Origin of the sequence: Nonomuraea wenchangensis (assembly GCF_900111685.1) — a bacterium.
Taxonomy (GTDB): domain Bacteria; phylum Actinomycetota; class Actinomycetes; order Streptosporangiales; family Streptosporangiaceae; genus Nonomuraea; species Nonomuraea wenchangensis.
The window spans coordinates 36,191-54,541 of the sequence record NZ_FOHX01000026.1 but is presented as its reverse complement, the minus strand read 5'-3'; the positions used below and the strand labels follow the sequence as shown (position 1 = coordinate 54,541).

Here is an 18,351-nt window from a genome sequence, read left to right as displayed (position 1 = left end):
AGCCGTCATGGACATCCCCTGGTGGCGTGACGCCGTCGTTTACGAGATCTATGTACGCAGCTTCGCCGACGCCTCGGGAGACGGCGTCGGCGACCTGGCCGGGGTGCGGCAGCGGCTGCCCTACCTGAAGCGGCTGGGGATCGACGCCATCTGGCTGACACCGTTCTACCCCTCCCCCATGGCCGACGGCGGCTACGACGTGGCCGACTACCGCGGCGTGGACCCGCTGTTCGGCTCCCTGTCCGACTTCGACGCGCTGGTCGCGGAGGCGCACGGGCTGGGGCTGCGGGTGCTGGTCGACATCGTGCCCAACCACAGCTCCGACCAGCATCCGTGGTTCCAGGCGGCGCTGCGGGGCGAGGGCCGCGACCGCTACATCTTCCGCGACACGACCAACAACTGGCAGTCCACCTTCAGCGGCCCGGCCTGGACGCAGACGCCCGACGGCCAGTACTACCTGCACCTGTTCGCCCCGGGCCAGCCCGACTTCAACTGGCGCAACCCCGAGGTGCACGAGGAGTTCCACGACGTGCTGCGGTTCTGGCTGGACCGCGGCGTCGACGGGTTCCGCATCGACGTGGCGATGGGCCTCTACAAGGCGGAGGGCCTGCCCGACGTGGGCGACCAGTCGTTCAAGGCGGCCTCGCCCGTCTGGGGGCAGCCCGAGGTGCACGGCGTCTACCGCGACTGGCGCCGGCTGCTCGACAGCTATCCGGGCGAGCGCATGGCGGTGGGCGAGGTCTGGACCGACAGCCTCGACGACCTCGCGCTCTACGTACGCCCCGACGAGCTGCACCAGAGCTTCAACTTCGCCTGGCTGCAGGCGCCCTGGTCGCCGACGGCCTTCAAGCAGGTGATCGACGACACGCTCGGCGCGGTCCCCTACGCGACGTGGGTGCTGTCCAACCACGACGTGGTCCGCCACCGCACCCGCTACGGCACGGCCGACCCCGGCACGGGGCTGGCGCGGGCGCGGGCGGCGCTGCTGACCATGCTGGCCCTGCCCGGCTCGGCCTACCTCTACCAGGGCGAGGAGCTGGGCCTGCCCGAGGTGACCGACCTGCCGGCCGAGGCCCGCCAGGACCCGGTGTTCTTCCAGTCGGAGGGCAAGCTGCCGGGGCGCGACGGGTGCCGGGTGCCGATCCCGTGGACGGTGGACGCCCCCTCCTACGGGTTCTCCCCCGACTCGGTGGAGCCGTGGCTGCCGCAGCCGCCGTCGTTCGCGGAGCTGAGCGTGGAGAAGCAGGAGGGCGACGCCGACTCGACGCTGGAGTTCTACCGGCGGGCGCTGGCCAGGCGCCGCGAACTGGTGGAGGAAATTCCTTATACCTTGGAGTGGGTGGATTCTCCCGAAGGTGCGCTTTTCTTCACCCGCGGCCCGCTGACCTGCGCCGTCAACTGCGGCACCCACCCCGTACGCCTCCCCGCCCACGACGAGGTGATCCTGGCGAGCGGCCCGGTCAAGGGCGGCCTGCTGCCCGCCGACACCGCCGCGTGGCTGCGCCGGGCCGAGTGACCCTCATCCTCGCCCGGCCCGCTCACCCCTCCATGGCACGACCGGCACCGACAGCAGCGTGCACGCCAGCCCCGCGGCGAAGCCCGCCCAGAACCCGGCGCTCTCCATGAGCACGCCGGCGAGCGGCGTGGCGGCCAGGGAGACGGTGTTCTGGACGGTGTTGTGGGTGCCGAGCACCCGCCCCGCCCAGGCCGGTCCGGCGAGCTCGCCCGCCGCGAGGTAGGCGAGCCCGTTGCCGGCCACGGTCATCACGGCGGCCAGCGCCAGCATGACGGTGCCCGGCCAGGTGCGGGTGAGCGTGGCGGCGACCAGCAGGAGCAGCACGACGAGGTTGGCGAAGGTGATCAGCAGCAGGGGCCGCATGCGCAGCCCGACCCGGTCCGACCAGCGACCGGCCGCGACGCGCACCGCGGCCCCGCCGATCGCCGCCACGCCGAACAGCCGGCCGGCCGACACCGTGTCCCAGCCGTAGAGCTCGACCAGGCAGGTGACGCCGTACGTGCTGACCACGATCTGGGGCACCACGTGCAGCGCGCTCGTGGCGTGCACCCGCCAGAGCGCCGGCTGCCGGTACGGCGAGCCGACCGGCGCCGCGCCCTGCCCGGCGACCTCGTGCGGCGGCTCGGTCAGGAAGATCGCGGCCAGCACCGCGGCCAGCAGGCTCACGCCCGCGCAGACGAGGAGCACCCCGGGCAGCCCGTACGCCGCCGCGACCGGCGGGAGCGTGAACGCGCCCACCGCCATGCCCAGCGTGAAGGAGACCTGGCGCACGCCCATGGCGACGCCGCGCTCTGGCGGCCGGAACCAGCGCAGCACGATCCGTCCGCCGCCGACCATCGCGGCCGAGCCCGCCGCGCCGGCCAGGGCGAGCAGCGCGGCCACCGCCCAGGCGCTCTCGACGAGGGCGGCGGCGCCGAACAGCACGGCCGCCAGGCCCACGCCGGTGCCGAGCACCACCCGCTCGCCGTGCCGGTCGGCCAGCGCGCCCCACGCGACGAGGGCGGCGAGGATGCCGAAGGCGGAGGCGTTGGCGATGATGCCGGCCACCGGCAGCGACACCCCGAAGTGGCGCTGGATCTCCGGCATGACCAGCGGTAAGCCGAACAGCCCGAGGGTGACGCCGGCGTGGGCGTTGACGCCCAGCGCCAGCATCCACCAGCGCTTCATTACGAGAAGCGCTTGAGGTAGGCCAGCTCGGCCTCGGTGAGCCTGCGCGGGGCGGCCCGCTCGACGTCGTAGGCGGCGATCACGGAGGTGGCCGTGACGTAGAGCTCGTCGTCGTCGCGGATCTCGTAACGCAGCCGGAAGCGCACCGCCCGCACCTCCTCCACCCAGGTCTCCACGCGCACCGGCTGCGGGCGGAAGCCGAGCGGGCGGCGGTAGTCGATCTCGTGCCGGGTGACGACCAGGCCGCCGAACGGCTCCTCCCCCGCGTTGTGCGGGTCGATGGCGAACATGCCGAAGCGGGCGTCCTCCAGGTAGTCGAGGAAGCGCACGTTGTTGACGTGCCCTTGGGAGTCGACGTCGCCGAAGCGCACCGCGCGGAGGTAGATGTGTCGCCGGGGACCGTTGCGTTCAACCACCTCGCCACCGTACCGGTTTCCGTCAGGTGGCCCTGCGCCGGGCCAGGCAGGCCAGCACGGTCAGCACCGAGATCGCGGCCATGGCGGCGAGCGCGTAGCGGTAGCCGGCGACGAGCTGGTCGACCGCGCCGCCCGACAGCCGGCCGAGCGTGCCGGCGAAGACCTGCTGGTGCAGGGCGGCCGGGAGCGGGGAGGTGATGATCGACAGGACGAGGGCGGTGCCGACGACGTTGCCGGTGTTCTGGAGCATGAGGCGCATGGCGTTGACGATGCCGAGCCGGTGGGAGGGCAGGCCGTCGAGGATGGCGGTGGTGTTGGAGGGCAGGAACACCCCCGAGCCGAGCCCGATGAGCACCAGCCCGAGCGCCATGGCCGGATAGGGGACGTCGGTGGACATCACGGTCAGCATGACGATCAGGCCGCAGGTGGTGGCGGCTGCGCCGCCGACGGCCAGCGTACGGGCGGTGAGCAGGCGCTGCAGGAACCCGGAGACCACGGAGGCGGTCATCGCGGCCACCGCGAGCGGCAGCACCTTGAGTCCGGCCTGCACCGGGTCCTCACCGCGTACGGCCTGGTAGTAGAGGGCGACGAGGAACACCATGCCCATGCGGGCGACGGCGTTGAGGAACGAGGCGAGCGTCCCGAAGGCGAACGCCCGGTCGCGGAAGAGCCCCAGGTCCACCACGGGGTGCGTGGCCCGGCGTTCCCTGGCCAGGAAGAGCGGCAGCCCGGCGACGGCGGCCACCAGCCCGGACACCACGATCGGGTGGCTCCAGCCGAGCCTGGTGAACTCCGACAGCGCGAGCAGCAGCCCGCCCAGCGTGACCAGCACGAGCAGGCTTCCGGGCAGGTCGAGGCCGCGGTCCCGGTCGCCGGGCGCGGGGCCGCGCAGCACGAGCGCGCCCCAGACCAGGCAGGCCACGCCGATGGGCACGTTGAACCAGAACACCCACCGCCAGCCCAGGCTCTCGGCCAGGAACCCGCCGAGCGTCGGCCCGATGAGCCCGGCGATGGAGAAGGAGGCCACGTACACGCCCATGCCCTCGCCCAGCCGCTCGCGGGGGAAGGCGTCGCTGACGAGGGCGGCGCTGTTGGTGAGGAGCATCGCGGCCCCGGCGGCCTGCACGACGCGGAGGGCGACGATCACCCAGGCGTTGGGCGAGAAGCCGGCGAGGAGGGCGGCGAAGGTGTAGACGCCCAGCCCGAGCAGGTACATGCGGCGCCGGCCGAACAGATCGGCGAGCCGGCCTAATACCACCATGAGCACGGTCGTGGTCAACTGGAAGCCCAGGAGGATCCAGCCGGCCGCCGTGGCGTCCGCTCCGGTGTGCCGGGCGATCTCGGGCAGCGCGACGTTCATCGAGCTGCCGCCGAGACCGGTCAGCACGCTGGCGAGGCTCACGACCGACAACGTTCGCCAGGCCTGGCCCATGGGGGTGGTGGTCGCGAGCGTCAAGAGACCCTGTCCTTTCTAGATTTTAATACTAGAATCCAATTCGCATCGTCAGCCGGTCAAGGATCGAGGTGTCGGATGAGCGGGATAGTCGACGGCCGCGTGGTCATCGTCACGGGCGGGGCGCGGGGCATCGGGCGCGGGCACGCGCTGGAGTTCGCCCGGCAGGGGGCCAAGGTGGTGGTCAACGACCTGGGCGCGGAGGTGGACGGCACCGGCTCGTCCGGGGCCGCGGCGGACGTGGTGGCCGAGATCGAGGCCATGGGCGGGGAGGCGATCGTCAACGGCGAGGACGTCTCCGACTTCGACGGCGCCGAACGCCTGGTGCGCGCCGCGATCGAGCGTTTCGGCGACCTGCACGTGCTGGTCAACAACGCGGGCATCCTGCGCGACCGGATGCTCGTCAACATGACCGCCGACGAGTGGGACGCGGTCATCAGGGTGCATCTGCGGGGAACGTTCGCGCCGCTGCGCCACGCCGCCGCCTACTGGCGGGGCAAGGCCAAGGCGGGCGAACCGGTGGATGCCCGGATCATCAACACGACCTCGTCCTCCGGCATCTACGGCAACCCGGGACAGGGCAACTACGGCGCGGCCAAGGCGGGCATCGCGGGCCTGACCGTCATCGCGGCGCGGGAGCTGGAGCGCTACGGCGTCACCGTCAACGCCGTCGCCCCCGCCGCGCTCACCCGCATGACCGAGAACCTCATGCCCGCCGGGGCCAAGGGCGCCGACCCCGACGACATCGCGCCGCTGGTCGTCTGGCTGGCCAGCGCGGAGGCGCGCGGCATCACCGGACGGGTGTTCAACGTGCGCGGCGGCGCGATCAGTGTGGCCGAGGGCTGGCACGCGGGGCCCGGCGTCGACAAGGGCTCGCGGTGGGACCCGGCCGAGCTGGGCGCGGTCGTCCCCGCCCTGGTCGAGAAGGCCGCGCCCAACGCGCTCACCAACGGCCGCATCCCGGGACGGGAGGACTGACATGCCGCTCGACCACGGCGTCGTCGGCCAGGAGGGGCCGGCGCACGAGCGCACCTGGACGGCCAGGGACACCATGCTGTACGCGCTCGGCGTCGGCGCGGGCCTCTCGGAGCTGGAGTTCGCGACCGAGAAGGGCCAGCGGGTGCTGCCGACGTTCGCGGTGCTGGCCGCGCAGTCGCCGGGGCGGCGGCTCGGCGACTTCGACCGGGCCATGCTGGTCCACGCCGAGCAGGCGTTCGAGCTGTTCCGCGAGCTGCCGCCGGCCGGCGGGGTGCGCACCTCCAGCACGGTCACCGGCATCTACGACAAGGGCTCGGGCGCGCTGGTGACCTCCGAGGCGCGGGCGGTGGACCTGGAGACCGGCGAGCCGGTCATCGTCAGCCGCAGCTCGGTGTTCATCAGGGGCGAGGGCGGCTTCGGCGGCGAACGCGGGCCGCGCGACGACTGGCGGGCGCCGGACCGGGCCCCCGACCACAAGATCACCTATGCGACGCGGCCCGAGCAGGCGCTGGTCTACCGGCTGTCGGGCGACTACAACCCGCTGCACAGCGATCCCGAGTTCGCCGCGCGGGCGGGCTTCGACCGGCCGATCCTGCACGGGCTGTGCACGTACGGGGTGACCGGGCGGGCGCTGCTGCACGCGGTCGCGGGCTCGGACCCGGCCCGGTTCAGGGCGATGTCGGGCCGGTTCAGCAGCCCCGTCTTCCCCGGGGAGTCGCTGACGGTGTCGATCTGGGCGGACGGGGGCGACGTGCTGTTCCGTACCGCGAAGGACGACGGCACGGTGGTCATCGACCGCGGCCGGGCCACCGTCGCCTGAGCCCAGGTCTCAGCTCTCGTCGAGCACCCGCAGGGGGTCGAGGCGGTGGATCAGCGTCATCGCCGCCTCGATCACCTCCTGGGCCTCCTCCTCGGTGTCGGAGGTGGCGACCTCGCGCGCGGCCTCGCCGATGATGCTGGTCAGCACGGCCACGGTGAACCGGTCGAGCGGGTCGCCGCCGGCGCCGAGGAGCACGGCGTTCTGGCGGACCCACTCGCGGCCCCGGGTGCGCCTGATCAGCTCGAAGCCGGGCGGCCCGTCGCCGTCGATGAACAGCCGGACCAGGTCACGGCGCTCCCACGCCCCGGCGAGGTAGGCGCGCGCCCCGGCGATCAGCAGCTCGACCGGGTCGCTCACGCCCTCCTTCTTGGCCTTGGACACGCTGGCGGCCGAGGCCTGCTCGTGCGCCGCCTGGTGGTCCTCGTAGAGGGCGAGGAACAGCTCGGTCTTGCCGCCGAAGTGGTGGTAGAGGCTGCCGACGCTGGATCCGGCGCGGGCCACCACCTCGGAGACGTTGGCCTCGGCGAAGCCGTGCTCGCTGAAGACCTCGCGGGCCGCCTGCAGCATGCTCTTGCGCGTCTGCGCGGTGCGGCTCCACTCCCACGACGACTTGCGTGCCATGCGTGCCATCGTATCGCCTCCAAATTCTAGAATCTGATTCTTGACACCGGACCTCCTTGCCCCGAATGTATTCCTAGAGAAAGATTCTAGAAATTTCCGCAGGCAGGAGGCGGCCGTGGACTTCTCGCTCACCCCCGAGGAACGGCAGATCCGCGACACCGTACGGTCCTTCATCGAGAAAGAGGTCATGCCGCTGGAGCCCGAGGTCCTGCGCAACGAGCGCGAGGGCCGCCCCGCGCTCGACCGCGACATACTGCGCGACCTGCGCGCCAAGGCCAGGAAGTCCGGGTTCTGGGGCATCAACACCCCCGAGGAGTACGGCGGCGCCGCCCTCGGCCCCGTCATGTCCGCGATCATCGCCATGGAGCTGGGCCGTACGTTCGTGCCGTTCACCTTCGGCGGCACCGCCGACAACATCCTCTACGCCGGCACCGAGGAGCAGAAGCGCCGCTACCTCGTCCCCACCATCGAGGGCGAGCGCCGCTCCTGCTTCGCGATCACCGAGCCGGGCGCGGGCTCCGACGCCCGCAACATCCGCGCCAAGGCCGTCCGCGACGGCAACGAATGGATCATCAACGGCGAGAAGACCTTCATCACCAACGGCAGCGAGGCCGACTTCGTCATGGTGTTCGCCGTGGCCGAGGAGCACGGCGTCACCTGCTTCCTCGTGGACAGGGAGATGGGCTGGACGTCCGAGCCGATCCCGACCATGGGCGAGTGGGGCCCGGCGTCGCTGGTGTTCCAGGACGTCCGCGTGCCGGAGGAGAACATCCTCGGCGAGCTGGGTAAGGGCTTCGAGCTGGCCATGCAGTGGATCGGCCAGGGCCGCTACATGATCCCCGCCCGCGCCATCGGCTCGGCCGAGCGCATGCTCCAGATGGCCGTCGACTACGCCAAGATCCGCAAGTCGATGGGGCAGGCGATCGCGGAGTACCAGGCCATCCAGTGGATGATCGCCGACTCCCAGGTGGAGATCGAGGCCGCCAAGTGGCTCACGCTGTACGCGGCCTGGCGGGTCCAGGAGGGCATGGACGCCCGGCACGCCTCCTCCATCGCCAAGCTCAACGGCGCGGTCATGGCCAACCAGGTCGTCGATCGGGTGCTCCAGATCCACGGGGGTATGGGCTACACGAAGGAGCTGCCGATCGAGCGCTGGTATCGGGAGCTGCGGCTGCTGCGCATCTTCGAGGGCACCGACGAGATCCAGCGCCGCACCATCGCCCGCAACCTGATCAAGGGACACGCGCGGCTGGGTCTCATCGGGGAGTGATCGCATGTCGGTCCACGCACTGTTCAACCCGCGCTCGATCGCCCTGGTCGGCGCCACCGACAAGTCCGGCTGGTCGGTCAGCACCCTGCTCAACCTGCGTACGCACGGCTTCCCCGGGCCGGTGCACCTGGTGAACCCGCGCGGCGGCGTGGTGCACGGCCAGCCCGCCCACCGCAGCCTCACCGACATCCCCGAGCCCGTCGATCTCGCGTACGTCATGGTGCCGACCCCGGCGGTGCTCGGCGTGCTCAAGGAGGGCGCCAAACTCGGCATCCGCGACTACGTGGTGCTGACGGCGGGCTTCGGCGAGTCGGGCGAGGCGGGCGCGCGGATGGAGGCCGAGCTCGCCGCCTTCGCCCGCGAGCACGGCCTGACCGTCCTCGGGCCCAACGGCAACGGCTACATCAACGCCGCCGCCGGGATCACCCCGTACGGGCTGCCCATCCCCGAGCCGCTGCTGCGCGGCTCGGTCGGGGTGGTGCTGCAGAGCGGCGCGCTGGCCAGCTCGGTGCTGGGCTTCGCGCTGGCCCGCAACGTCGGCGTCAGCCTGCTCACCTCGATGGGCAACGAGTCGGTCGTCACGGTCACCGACGTGGTCGACCACCTGGTGGACGACCCGGCGACCAAGGTCATCGCGCTGTTCCTGGAGACGATCAGGAACCCGGCCGAGTTCTCCCGGGTGGCGCGGCGGGCGCTGGAGGCCGGCAAGCCCGTCGTGGCGCTGAAGATCGGGCGCAGCACGCTGGCCTCGCGTACCGCGCAGGCCCACACGGGCGCGCTCGTCGGCGACGACGACGTCATCGACGCCGCCCTGCGGCAGCTCGGCGTGATCCGGGTGCGCTCACTGGAGGACCTGATCATCACGGCCGGCCTGCTGGCCGCGACCGGGCCGCTGCCCGGCCGGCGGGTCGGCGTCGTGACGCCCTCGGGCGGCGCGTCGGAGATCATCGCCGACCGGGCCGAGGACGAAGGGCTGGAGCTGCCGGCGTTCGCGCCCGAGACCGTGGCCAAACTGGCCGAGATCGTGCCGGCGTTCGGCACCGTGCAGAACCCCCTCGACGTCACCGGCTACGTCCTCATCGACCGGACCCTGCTGGGGCGGGCGCTGGAGGTGGTCACCGCCGATCCCGGCATCGACGTCGTGCTGCTGCTGTCCGAGCCGCCCAAGGTCGCGCCGCCCGACCCGGCGCCGGTCTTCGCGCTGTACTCGGCGAGCGCGCGGCGCATCGCCGAGTCGCCGGTGCCGGTCGTCGTGGTGAGCAACGTGCTCACGGACGTCACGGAGTTCGGGCGGCGGGTGCAGCGGGAGACCGGCTATCCGTACGTGGCGGGCGGGATCGAGCACGGCCTCCAGGCCATCGCGGCCGCGGTCCGCTGGTCCGAGACACGGGAGCACGCCCTGTCCCGGCCCGTCGCGGCTCCGCCCGCCTCCGTCCCTGTTCCCGAAGGAGCGGCCGGGGTGTGGGCCGAGCACCGGGCCGCCGCCCTGCTGGCCGAGGCCGGGCTGCCCGTCGTCCCGTCGGCGCTCGCCAGGACCGCGGACGAGGCGGTCGCGGCGGCCGAGAGCTTCGGCTATCCCGTCGTGCTCAAGGTGGCCGCGGAAGGGCTCGGCCACAAGAGCGACATCGGCGGGGTCCGCCTGGGCGTGCCGGACGCCGCCGCGGTCCGGCGGATCCACGGCGAGCTCATGGCCGCGGTGCCGGACGCGGACGGGGTGCTCGTGCAGCCGCAGCGCGGCGGCGGGATCGAGCTGCTGGTCGGGATCGTCCGCGACCCCGCCTGGGGGCTGACGCTCGCCGTCGGGCTCGGCGGGGTGTGGGTCGAGGTGCTGCGGGACGCGGCGCTGCGCGTGCTGCCGGTGGACGCCGCCGAGGTCCGCCGGGCCCTGTCGGAGCTGCGCGGCGTGGCGCTGCTGCAGGGGGCCAGGGGCGCCGAGCCTGCGGACCTCGACGCGGTGGCCGGGGTGGTGGCGCGGATCGCGGCGTTCGCCGGGAGCCTCGGCGAACGCCTGGAGTCCCTGGAGATCAACCCACTCCTCGTCACCGGCTCCCGCGTCGAGGCCCTGGACGCGCTGGTGACCTGGCGCGACTGACCGCCGGCCGGGGACCCCAGGGTCCCCGGCCGGCGCGCCGTCACGTTCGTCAGGGCAGGCGGTTGGCGAGGACGAGGGTCGCGGCCGAGGCGAACATGCCGCCGTTGCCCAGCACGACGCTCACCTCCACGCCGGGCACCTGGGCCGCCGCCTCGCCGCGGAGCTGGCGCACCGCCTCCTGGATGGCGAACATGCCGTACATGCCGGTATGGGTGTAGGACAGGCCGCCGCCGTTGGTGTTCATCGGCAGCCGGCCGCCGGGCGAGGTGTGCCCCTCGGCGATGAACGCCCCCGCCTCGCCCCGGCCCACGAACCCGAGGTCCTCCAGGCCGTAGATCGGCACGTGGGCGAAGGCGTCGTACACCATGAGGTGATCGACGTCCTCGTGCGTGATCTTGGCCTCGGCGAACGCGGCCTCCCCGGACCGCCGGAACGCCTTGGAGGTGGTGAAGTCCTCCATCTGCGAGATGATCGGCGACTCCGCGGACTCGCCCGAGCCCAGCAGGTGGACCGGGGAGCGGCGGGCACGCTCGGCGGAGGTGACGACCAGGGCGCCGCCGCCGTCCGTGACCAGGCAACATTCCAGCAGGTGGAACGGGTAGGCGACCATGCGCGAGGCGAAGACATCCTCGACCGTGATGAGATCGCGGAACATCGCCCGCGGGTTGAGGTGCGACCAGCGCCGCTGCGCCACCGCCACCTCGGCCAGCTGCTCGTGGGTGAGGCCGGTCTCCTTCATGTAGCGCAGCGCGGTGATCGTGAACGACGTGGGCGGCCCGACCACGCCGTACGGCACCTCGAACTGGCCCAGCAGCGAGTCCGGGCCCATGCCGTACCGGCCGGCCCCGACGCGCGAGCGGCCCGACTCGCCGTGCGTGATGAGCACGGTGTGGCACAGCCCGGCGCGGATCGCCGCCGCCGCGTGCCGTACGTGGAACAGGAACGACGAGCCGCCCACGCCCGTGCCGTCCAGCCAGGCGGGGGTGATGCCGAGGGCGTGGGCCACCTGGATCGGGCCGGGCGTGCCGACCGTGGCGACGCCGTCGATGTCGTCCTTGGTCAGCCCCGCGTCGGCGAGCGCGTTGCGCGCCGCCTCAAGGTGGAGCTGGAGGGTCGAGTGGTGCGGGAGGCGGCCGACCTCGTCGGTCTCGGCGGCGCCGGCGATCACGACGTTCATCGGGCGCCTCCCGCGTCCGTCGCGGCGGGCTCGAAGAGGGGCACCGACACCTCGCCGCGCCGCTCGAACACCACCCGCAGCTCCATGTCCAGCGGCAGCTTCTCGGGGACGTTCTCGACGCCCACGAGGTTGGTCATCATGCGTACGCCCTCCTCCAGCTCGACGACCGCGATGGCGTACGGGCCTTCGTCCTCGAAGCCGGGGGCGGGGCGGTGGTTGATCACGTACGAGTAGAGGGTCGCACGGCCGCTGGCCCGGACCCATTCGACCTGGTCACTGCCGCAATGGGGGCAGCACGGGCGCGGGTAGAAGTAGTGGCGCGCGCACGTCTGGCAGCGCTGGATCCTGAGCTCTCCCGCGGCCGTGCCGTCCCAGAACGGCTGGGTGTCGGGTGTGGGCTTAGGTGCCGGCTTCATCGGCCTCCCCAATCTGGTTCTAGAATCTCACTCTAGATCTGGCCGCGCCAGAGAGGGAAGACCCACGACGACGATCATCGCCCCGCAAGGCAGGGCCGGAGCCGTTGCCCGATCAGGCGCTGGGGATGCCGTTGCCGTTACGGCCGTGCCCGGCGAGCACCTCCTCCAGGCTCGGCCGCGGCTCGTTCGCGTCGCGGAAGCCCGGCTGGGCGAGCTGGATCAGCACCCCGTGCGCCTCCTTGGGGTGCAGGAACACCTCCTGCCAGCGCGCGTCGGCCCGGTTGAGCCCGTGCAGGCGGAAGCCGCGGGCGGTGAGCCGGGCGACGGCCGCGTCCAGGTCGTTGACGTGGAAGTTCAGGTGGTGGACGCCGCCCCGGCCCCGGGTGAGCTCGAAGAAGCTGTCGAAGAAGGACGAGCCCGCCAGCGGCTCCATCAGCTCGACCTTGCCGCCGTTCGCGTACGTGAGCTGCAGGGTGCGGTAGCCGCTGACCCGGTTGTCGCCCCCGCCGCCCAGATGCCGGCCGCCGAGCAGGTCGCCGTAGATCGGCAGCAGGTCCCTGATGCGCGGCGCGGCCACGGCGGTGTGGTCGAAGGTCACCTCAAGGCCGTCCAGTTCCAGGTCCAAGGCGAGACTCCCTTACTCCGTCGAATCCTAGAATTTCATTCTAGCGTGCGGACCGCGGCTCACCCTTGACGGAGGCCGGTTGTGAGGAGCAGCATCACAGAAACCGATTCTAGAGCTAGCTTCTAGAACTAGGCGGGGGTCCAGCCCGATCAGAAAGGCCGTCCATGAGGCTGTCCTACGTCCGCGAGCTCGACGAGTACCCGACCGGCGCCCGGCGCATGAAGATCCTCACCATGGCCGTCCTGGCCATCCTCATCGGCTCCTACGAAGGGCAGATCGCGCCCGTCGTCCCGCTGCTGCTGAAAGACCTGGACATGACGCTCGCCACGTACGGCGCCGTGTCCGGCGCGGCGGCCGTGGCCGGCGCGATCGCCTCCATCCTCGGCGGCCGGCTCACCGACCGGGTGGGCCGAGTGCGGCTGCTCATCCCGCTCATGGCGCTGACCGCCGTGTGCTGCTTCGCCATGACGCTCGTGCACAGCCCACGCGACCTGCTGATCGCCAGGATCGTGCTGGCCTTCGTGGACGGCGTGGCGATGGCCAGCACGGCCCCGCTGATCCGCGACTTCTCCCCGCGGCTCGGCCGGGCGCAGGCGTTCGGGTTCTGGACATGGGGGCCGGTCGGCGCGAACTTCCTGGCCGCCGCCGTCGCCGGCTGGACCCTGCCGATCTTCAACGACTCCTGGCGCTCGCAGTTCGTCATCATGGGCTGCTTCTCGCTGGTCATCTCCATCGTCATCGCGCTCAACATCGCCGACCTCTCCCCCGAACTGCGGGCCAGGATCCAGCACACCGAGCGCGCCGCCACCGAGGCCGTGGACGTGACGCGGCCGGCCCGCATCTCGGCGCTGTTCTCCCGGCCCAACATCTGGGCGCACGTCGTCGGCATCTCGCTGTGGCTGGTCCTCTACATCACGCTGTCGCTGTTCGGGCAGACCATGCTGGTCGGCGCCCTCGGCGTGAGCAGCGCGGAGGCGTCCACGATCATGGCCGCGTTCTGGAGCCTCAACCTCATCACGCTCATCGTCACCGGCCGCCTGTCCGACCGGCTCCAGCTCCGCAAGCCGTTCACCCTCGGGGGGACGATCGCCGCCGTGCTCGTCACCGCCTTCCTCGCCGTGCTCCTCGGCCGGCCCGAGGTCTCCTCCGGGACGCTCATGGTCGTCGGCGCGCTGCTCGGCGGCTCGCTCGGCGTGGCGTACGCGCCGTGGATGGCGAACTACTCCGAGGACGCCGAGGACGCCGACCCGCGCCTGCAGGGCACCGCGTGGGGCCTGTTCGGCTTCCTGTCCAAGGGCATCGCGGTGGTCGGGCTGCTCGTCATCCCGCGCGTCGTCGAGGCCACCGGCTGGCAGACCTGGCTGTACGTGGCGCTCGGCTGCCTCGTGCTGTTCGTCCCCGCGATCCTGATGTTCAACGGCCCCTGGCGGCGCACCACCCGGACCCCCGTCAACGTGGCCCTGAAGGCGGAAGGCTGACCCCTTCCTACTCGCCTACCGCCTGAAACGACGAAGCGGCAGGCGCCAGTCCCAAGGGGGGAACCGGCGCCTGCCGCTTCACGTACGACCCGGGGGGTGCCGGGCGCGCTGCCGCTCGCTAGTCGCGGTGCAGCTTGCGATACGTCACCCGGTGCGGACGCGCCGCGTCCGCACCCAGCCGCTCGACCTTGTTCTTCTCGTAGTCGGCGTAGTTGCCCTCGAACCAGAACCAGTTCGACCCTTCCTCCCACGCCAGGATGTGCGTGGCGATGCGGTCGAGGAACCACCGGTCGTGCGAGGTGATGACCGCGCAGCCCGGGAAGTCGAGCAGCGCGTTCTCCAGCGACGACAGGGTCTCGGTGTCGAGGTCGTTGGTCGGCTCGTCCAGCAGCAGCACGTTGCCGCCCTGCTTGAGGGTGAGCGCCAGGTTGAGCCGGTTGCGCTCGCCGCCCGACAGCACCCCGGCCTTCTTCTGCTGGTCGGGGCCCTTGAACCCGAACGCCGCGATGTAGGCCCGCGACGGCATCTCGACGTTGCCGACCTTGATGTGGTCGAGCCCGTCGGAGACGACCTCCCAGACGTTCTTGTTCGGGTCGATGCCGCCGCGGCTCTGGTCCGCGTACGAGATCTTGACCGTGTCGCCGACCGTGATCGACCCCTTGTCGGGCGTCTCGCTGCCGGTGATCATCCGGAACAGCGTGGTCTTGCCGACGCCGTTGGGGCCGATGATGCCGACGATGCCGTTGCGCGGCAGGTCGAACGTCAAGCCCTCCATCAGCAGCCGGTCGCCGAAGCCCTTGGTGAGCTCGTCGGCCCTGATGACCGTGGTGCCGAGACGCGGGCCCGGCGGGATCTGGATCTCGTCGAAGTCCAGCTTGCGGAACTTGTCAGCCTCGGCCGCCATCTCCTCGTACCGCTGGAGACGGGCCTTGCTCTTGGTCTGGCGGGCCTTCGGGTTGGAGCGGACCCACTCCAGCTCGTCCTCCAGGCGCTTCTTGCGCTTGACGTCCTTCTGCCCCTCGACCTTGAGCCGCTGCGCCTTCGCCTCCAGGTAGGTCGAGTAGTTGCCCTCGTAGGCGTAGGCCCGGCCGCGGTCGAGCTCCAGGATCCAGCCCGCCACGTTGTCCAGGAAGTAGCGGTCGTGGGTGACGGCCAGCACGGTGCCGGCGTACTTCTCCAGGTGCTGCTCCAGCCACTGCACGCTCTCGGCGTCGAGGTGGTTGGTGGGCTCGTCGAGCAGCAGCAGGTCGGGGGCCTCCAGCAGCAGCTTGCACAGCGCGACCCGGCGGCGCTCACCACCGGACAGCGTGGTCACGTCGGCGTCGGGCGGCGGGCAGCGCAGGGCGTCCATCGCCTGCTCGAGCTGGCTGTCGAGGTCCCAGGCGTTGCGGTGCTCCAACTGGTCCTGCAGCTTGCCCATCTCGTCCATCAGCTCGTCGCTGTAGTCGGTGGCCATCTGCTCGGCGATCTCGTTGAAGCGCTGGAGCATCGCCATCGTCTCGGCGACGCCCTCCTGCACGTTGCCGAGGACCGTCTTCTCCTCGTTGAGCGGGGGCTCCTGCTGGAGCATGCCCACCGTGAACCCGGGCATGAGCCGCGCATCACCGTTGGACGGCTGCTCCAAACCGGCCATCATCCGGAGCAGCGTGGACTTCCCGGTGCCGTTCGGCCCCAGAACACCGATCTTGGCTCCGGGCAGGAAGGACAGCGTGACGTCGTCAAGGACCACCTTGTCGCCGTGCGCCTTACGCACGCGCTGCAGCGTGTAGATGTACTCCGGCATGCCCCCTAGCTTAGGGGCTCCTGACCCAGGCTTCCGCCGCTCCTCCCCACCGCCCCGAATTCCCTGCTCCGCACCCCCGACGGCACGTACGCGATGCCCTGACGGAAGCGGAGGTCTTCGGAGACAGGAGGGACACCTGTTGAGTTCGAGCGCCCTCCTCCGACGGCAGCTCGCAGACCTCGGGCCGAGGAAGAGAACGGACCTGGACCTGGGGCTGAACCGAAATCTGACGCTCACTCTGGGCCTGAGACCGGGCCCGATGCTGAGGCCGAAACCCGGCCTAGGGCTGGGGCTGGGGCTGAGATCCGGGCAGGGGCGGAGGGTCGAGGTCAGGGCCGAGACGAGGGGCGGAGTCGGGGTCGAATTGGTGCTGGGGCTGGGACTGCGATCGAGGCAGAGCCTGAGGAGGCGACGAGGGAGACAGAGGCAGGGACGGGGCCTGGATCTGGGATTGGGACTGAGGCGGGATCTCGGGGTGTGGATGCGGACCGGGCTCGGGGAGGGGATGGGGCTCCGGATGGGGCTGCTCGTCGGGCGGGGAGCCGGGCTGGGGCTGGATGACGGACACGCAGACACGGTCGCGGCCCAGCTCCTTGGCACGGTAGAGAGCCAGGTCGGCAGCGGCCAGCAACTCGATGAGGTCGTCGCCGTGGACGTACATCAGAGCCACGCCGGTCGAGACGGTGACCCTGATCAGGGTGTCATCGGCGGGGACGGCCAGATGGCGGATGCGGGTGCGCAGGCGCTCGGCGACACGGCGGGCCTCGTGGGCGTCGGCGCCCGGCAGCAGCACCACGAACTCCTCGCCGCCGAAGCGGCCCACCACGTCGTACTCGCGAAGCTGGCCGCGCAACGTGGACGCCACCCCGACGAGCACCTGGTCGCCGGCCAGGTGACCGTGGGCGTCGTTGACGCGTTTGAAATGGTCGATGTCGATGATCAGAAGGGCCAGACTCGCGCCCGTGCGCCGCGCCCGGACGATCTCCATGTCGGCCTCGCGATGCCAGGCGGCGGCGTTGAGCAGCCCGGTCTTGGCGTCGGTGCGCGCCGCCGCCTGGAGCTGAGCGTGCAGCAGGCTGCGTTGCAGCAGGACGACAGGCGGCAGGGCGAGCAGGAGCAGGGCCAGGTTGAGCCCGCAGACGATCGCGACGGAGATGCCCAGACACAACTCGACGATGTCGAGCAGGAGGCTCTCTTTGTCCCAGAGGACCTCGCGCCAGCCCATGTCCGGCTCGGCGGTCAGGGCTGCGATGGCGATGAGGGCGATGTTGAGCAGCGCGAAGAGGACGGCGGCCAAGACCGCGAAGATGATCGGCGGTCCGCTCCCCTGCGACAGCAGCCCCGGCTCCGCGACGAAACGATGGAACAGCACCGAAGCCGTGCATCCCGCCAGGCCGATGGCGGCCGCACTGGTGACCCGCCGGTAGAGGACGGTCGCCCGGACCCGTACCTGTAGGAGCGCCTGCAGGACGATCGGCGCGAACAGCGCGTAGAGCGGCGGCAGGAGCAGCGCCACCGGCAACCACCAGGCCGACAGCAGGTCGCGTGAGACTCCGGCCGGCACGCCGAGCCGCCGGGTCGCCTCGATGCAGACCGCGCCGCAGCCCATGAGAGCGGCGAAGGTGTAGACGTCCGGCCACCGGAAGTCCAGTGTTACCGCGAACACCGTGATCGCGACGAGGTCGAGGGCGACCATCGCGGCCAGGTAGATCACGAGCGCCCGGCGTTGCCCGAGCAACGGCCAGCGGCCGACCAGTGTTGACACACCGTGGCGAGGCTGGATCGAGGCGTGACTGGTCGCCGCCATCTCGTCTCCTCCCTAACTAACGATGTGTAACACAATAATTGCGGAGTGTGCGTTGTGCGATGGGAACCTATACGTTGGCATGGACCGTGCCTGCTCACTCCGGGAGCGGGCCGTGCCGGAAAGGAGCAGCCATGGTGCGGGGCGTCATCTGGACCTGATAGATGCTCTCTCGGGATTTAATGCTGGTGAACACGTGATCGGCCGCCCTCGGGGTGAAGGAACGGGCCTGGCCGATGCCCCCCCTCCCCCAGCTTTCCCCGCCCATCTCCCCCCGCTCCTTCGGCGGCGGCCCCTGCCTGAACGGCCGGTTGTCCGCCTGGGAGCGGGTCAGGGCGTTCCATACCCGCAGCCGTACGCCGCCCGCTGTCGCCCTCCGCCCGCCGCCGCCCGCCGCTCTCGCGCGAACCGGCCCACGCCAACGCACCCAGCGAACGGGACCGGTGGACGGAGCCGGCAGACGGCACCGGGGGCGGACCGGTTGGCAGGGCCGGTTGACGGGACCGGGGGACAGGACCGGGGGACAGGACCGGCGAATGCGACCGGCTGACGGGACACGGCGAACGGGACTGCGCAGGCTGGCCCGCCCAACCCGGCCCGTGCCACCTGGCCCGCGCAGCTCGGCCAGGTCGCACGCTGGCGCGCGTGGCCGGGCCGGGTTGCACGCTGCCGGGCGCGGTGGCCAGCCCGGGTGGCACGCTGCCGGCCTGCCCGTACGTCAGCCCCGCGCCACAC

At 71.5% G+C, this 18,351-nt stretch carries 15 protein-coding genes; 6 read left to right on the top strand and 9 right to left on the bottom strand.

The features are described from left to right. Positions 1-7: 7 nt before the first annotated feature. Complete coding sequence (locus BMW85_RS45145) at positions 8-1,516, top strand: glycoside hydrolase family 13 protein (protein WP_091093850.1); 1,509 nt, start codon at positions 8-10, stop codon at positions 1,514-1,516. Between the two features lie 3 nt (positions 1,517-1,519). Here BMW85_RS45145 and BMW85_RS45140 read toward each other — a convergent pair whose 3' ends face one another. From BMW85_RS45140 to BMW85_RS45130, 3 genes are read right to left on the bottom strand one after another with little or no spacing between them, the layout of a single operon-like run. Continuing rightward, positions 1,520-2,683, bottom strand: a complete 1,164-nt coding sequence (locus BMW85_RS45140; protein WP_091093848.1) for an MFS transporter — start codon at positions 2,681-2,683, stop codon at positions 1,520-1,522. Then, a complete protein-coding gene (locus BMW85_RS45135; RefSeq protein WP_245775466.1) occupies positions 2,683-3,099 on the bottom strand; it encodes an acyl-CoA thioesterase in 417 nt (138 codons plus the stop codon). The genes BMW85_RS45140 and BMW85_RS45135 overlap by 1 nt, the downstream gene beginning before the upstream one ends. Positions 3,100-3,121: 22 nt before the next feature. Continuing rightward, positions 3,122-4,555 carry an MFS transporter gene (locus BMW85_RS45130; protein WP_091093847.1) on the bottom strand — a complete coding sequence of 478 codons (1,434 nt, stop codon included), beginning with the start codon at positions 4,553-4,555 and terminating at the stop codon, positions 3,122-3,124. A gap of 75 nt (positions 4,556-4,630) precedes the next feature. On the opposite strand from BMW85_RS45130, the gene BMW85_RS45125 reads away from it, so the two are divergent. Together BMW85_RS45125 and BMW85_RS45120 are read left to right on the top strand one after the other, a co-directional pair. Beyond that, entirely contained in the window at positions 4,631-5,530 is a 900-nt protein-coding gene (locus BMW85_RS45125; RefSeq protein ID WP_091093845.1) for an SDR family oxidoreductase, read from the top strand. Between the two features lies 1 nt (position 5,531). After that, positions 5,532-6,350, top strand: coding sequence for a MaoC family dehydratase (locus tag BMW85_RS45120; RefSeq protein WP_091093844.1), 819 nt, complete (start codon positions 5,532-5,534; stop codon positions 6,348-6,350). Between the two features lie 9 nt (positions 6,351-6,359). On the opposite strand, the gene BMW85_RS45115 is transcribed toward BMW85_RS45120, so the two are convergent. Further along, a complete protein-coding gene (locus BMW85_RS45115) occupies positions 6,360-6,971 on the bottom strand; it encodes a TetR/AcrR family transcriptional regulator (protein WP_091093842.1) in 612 nt (203 codons plus the stop codon). A 115-nt stretch (positions 6,972-7,086) separates the two neighbouring features. On the opposite strand from BMW85_RS45115, the gene BMW85_RS45110 reads away from it, so the two are divergent. Together BMW85_RS45110 and BMW85_RS45105 are read left to right on the top strand one after the other, a co-directional pair. Then, positions 7,087-8,241, top strand: coding sequence for an acyl-CoA dehydrogenase family protein (locus BMW85_RS45110; protein ID WP_091093841.1), 1,155 nt, complete (start codon positions 7,087-7,089; stop codon positions 8,239-8,241). A gap of 4 nt (positions 8,242-8,245) precedes the next feature. Beyond that, complete coding sequence (locus tag BMW85_RS45105) at positions 8,246-10,333, top strand: acetate--CoA ligase family protein (RefSeq protein WP_091093839.1); 2,088 nt, start codon at positions 8,246-8,248, stop codon at positions 10,331-10,333. A gap of 49 nt (positions 10,334-10,382) precedes the next feature. Here BMW85_RS45105 and BMW85_RS45100 read toward each other — a convergent pair whose 3' ends face one another. From BMW85_RS45100 to BMW85_RS45090, 3 genes are all read right to left on the bottom strand, one after another. Further along, positions 10,383-11,510: a thiolase C-terminal domain-containing protein gene (locus tag BMW85_RS45100; protein ID WP_091093838.1), complete on the bottom strand. Its 1,128-nt coding sequence runs from the start codon at positions 11,508-11,510 to the stop codon at positions 10,383-10,385. After that, the gene (locus tag BMW85_RS45095) at positions 11,507-11,926 is read right to left on the bottom strand and encodes a Zn-ribbon domain-containing OB-fold protein (RefSeq protein WP_091093836.1); all 420 of its coding nucleotides are present in this window, start codon (positions 11,924-11,926) and stop codon (positions 11,507-11,509) included. The genes BMW85_RS45100 and BMW85_RS45095 overlap by 4 nt, the downstream gene beginning before the upstream one ends. 112 nt (positions 11,927-12,038) lie before the next feature. Then, positions 12,039-12,551, bottom strand: a complete 513-nt coding sequence (locus tag BMW85_RS45090) for a VOC family protein (RefSeq protein WP_091093835.1) — start codon at positions 12,549-12,551, stop codon at positions 12,039-12,041. 164 nt (positions 12,552-12,715) lie between these two features. Between BMW85_RS45090 and BMW85_RS45085 the strand changes: the two genes are divergently transcribed. After that, positions 12,716-14,029, top strand: coding sequence for an MFS transporter (locus tag BMW85_RS45085; RefSeq protein WP_091093833.1), 1,314 nt, complete (start codon positions 12,716-12,718; stop codon positions 14,027-14,029). A 118-nt stretch (positions 14,030-14,147) separates the two neighbouring features. Here the strand turns inward: BMW85_RS45085 and ettA are convergent, their stop codons facing one another. Next, positions 14,148-15,812, bottom strand: coding sequence for an energy-dependent translational throttle protein EttA (ettA, locus tag BMW85_RS45080; protein WP_091093832.1), 1,665 nt, complete (start codon positions 15,810-15,812; stop codon positions 14,148-14,150). A 280-nt stretch (positions 15,813-16,092) separates the two neighbouring features. Continuing rightward, positions 16,093-17,619: a GGDEF domain-containing protein gene (locus BMW85_RS45075; RefSeq protein ID WP_091093830.1), complete on the bottom strand. Its 1,527-nt coding sequence runs from the start codon at positions 17,617-17,619 to the stop codon at positions 16,093-16,095. Positions 17,620-18,351: the final 732 nt, after the last annotated feature.

Bases quoted from the DNA above. Each gene is read 5' to 3' on its own strand.
- BMW85_RS45140 (WP_091093848.1), bottom strand. From the start codon at position 2,683: ATGAAGCGCTGGTGGATGCTGGCGCTGGGCGTCAACGCCCACGCCGGC.
- BMW85_RS45145 (WP_091093850.1), top strand. From the start codon at position 8: ATGGACATCCCCTGGTGGCGTGACGCCGTCGTTTACGAGATCTATGTA.
- BMW85_RS45100 (WP_091093838.1), bottom strand. From the start codon at position 11,510: ATGAACGTCGTGATCGCCGGCGCCGCCGAGACCGACGAGGTCGGCCGC.
- BMW85_RS45105 (WP_091093839.1), top strand. From the start codon at position 8,246: ATGTCGGTCCACGCACTGTTCAACCCGCGCTCGATCGCCCTGGTCGGC.
- BMW85_RS45095 (WP_091093836.1), bottom strand. From the start codon at position 11,926: ATGAAGCCGGCACCTAAGCCCACACCCGACACCCAGCCGTTCTGGGAC.
- ettA (WP_091093832.1), bottom strand. From the start codon at position 15,812: ATGCCGGAGTACATCTACACGCTGCAGCGCGTGCGTAAGGCGCACGGC.
- BMW85_RS45085 (WP_091093833.1), top strand. From the start codon at position 12,716: ATGAGGCTGTCCTACGTCCGCGAGCTCGACGAGTACCCGACCGGCGCC.
- BMW85_RS45115 (WP_091093842.1), bottom strand. From the start codon at position 6,971: ATGGCACGCAAGTCGTCGTGGGAGTGGAGCCGCACCGCGCAGACGCGC.
- BMW85_RS45125 (WP_091093845.1), top strand. From the start codon at position 4,631: ATGAGCGGGATAGTCGACGGCCGCGTGGTCATCGTCACGGGCGGGGCG.
- BMW85_RS45120 (WP_091093844.1), top strand. From the start codon at position 5,532: ATGCCGCTCGACCACGGCGTCGTCGGCCAGGAGGGGCCGGCGCACGAG.
- BMW85_RS45075 (WP_091093830.1), bottom strand. From the start codon at position 17,619: ATGGCGGCGACCAGTCACGCCTCGATCCAGCCTCGCCACGGTGTGTCA.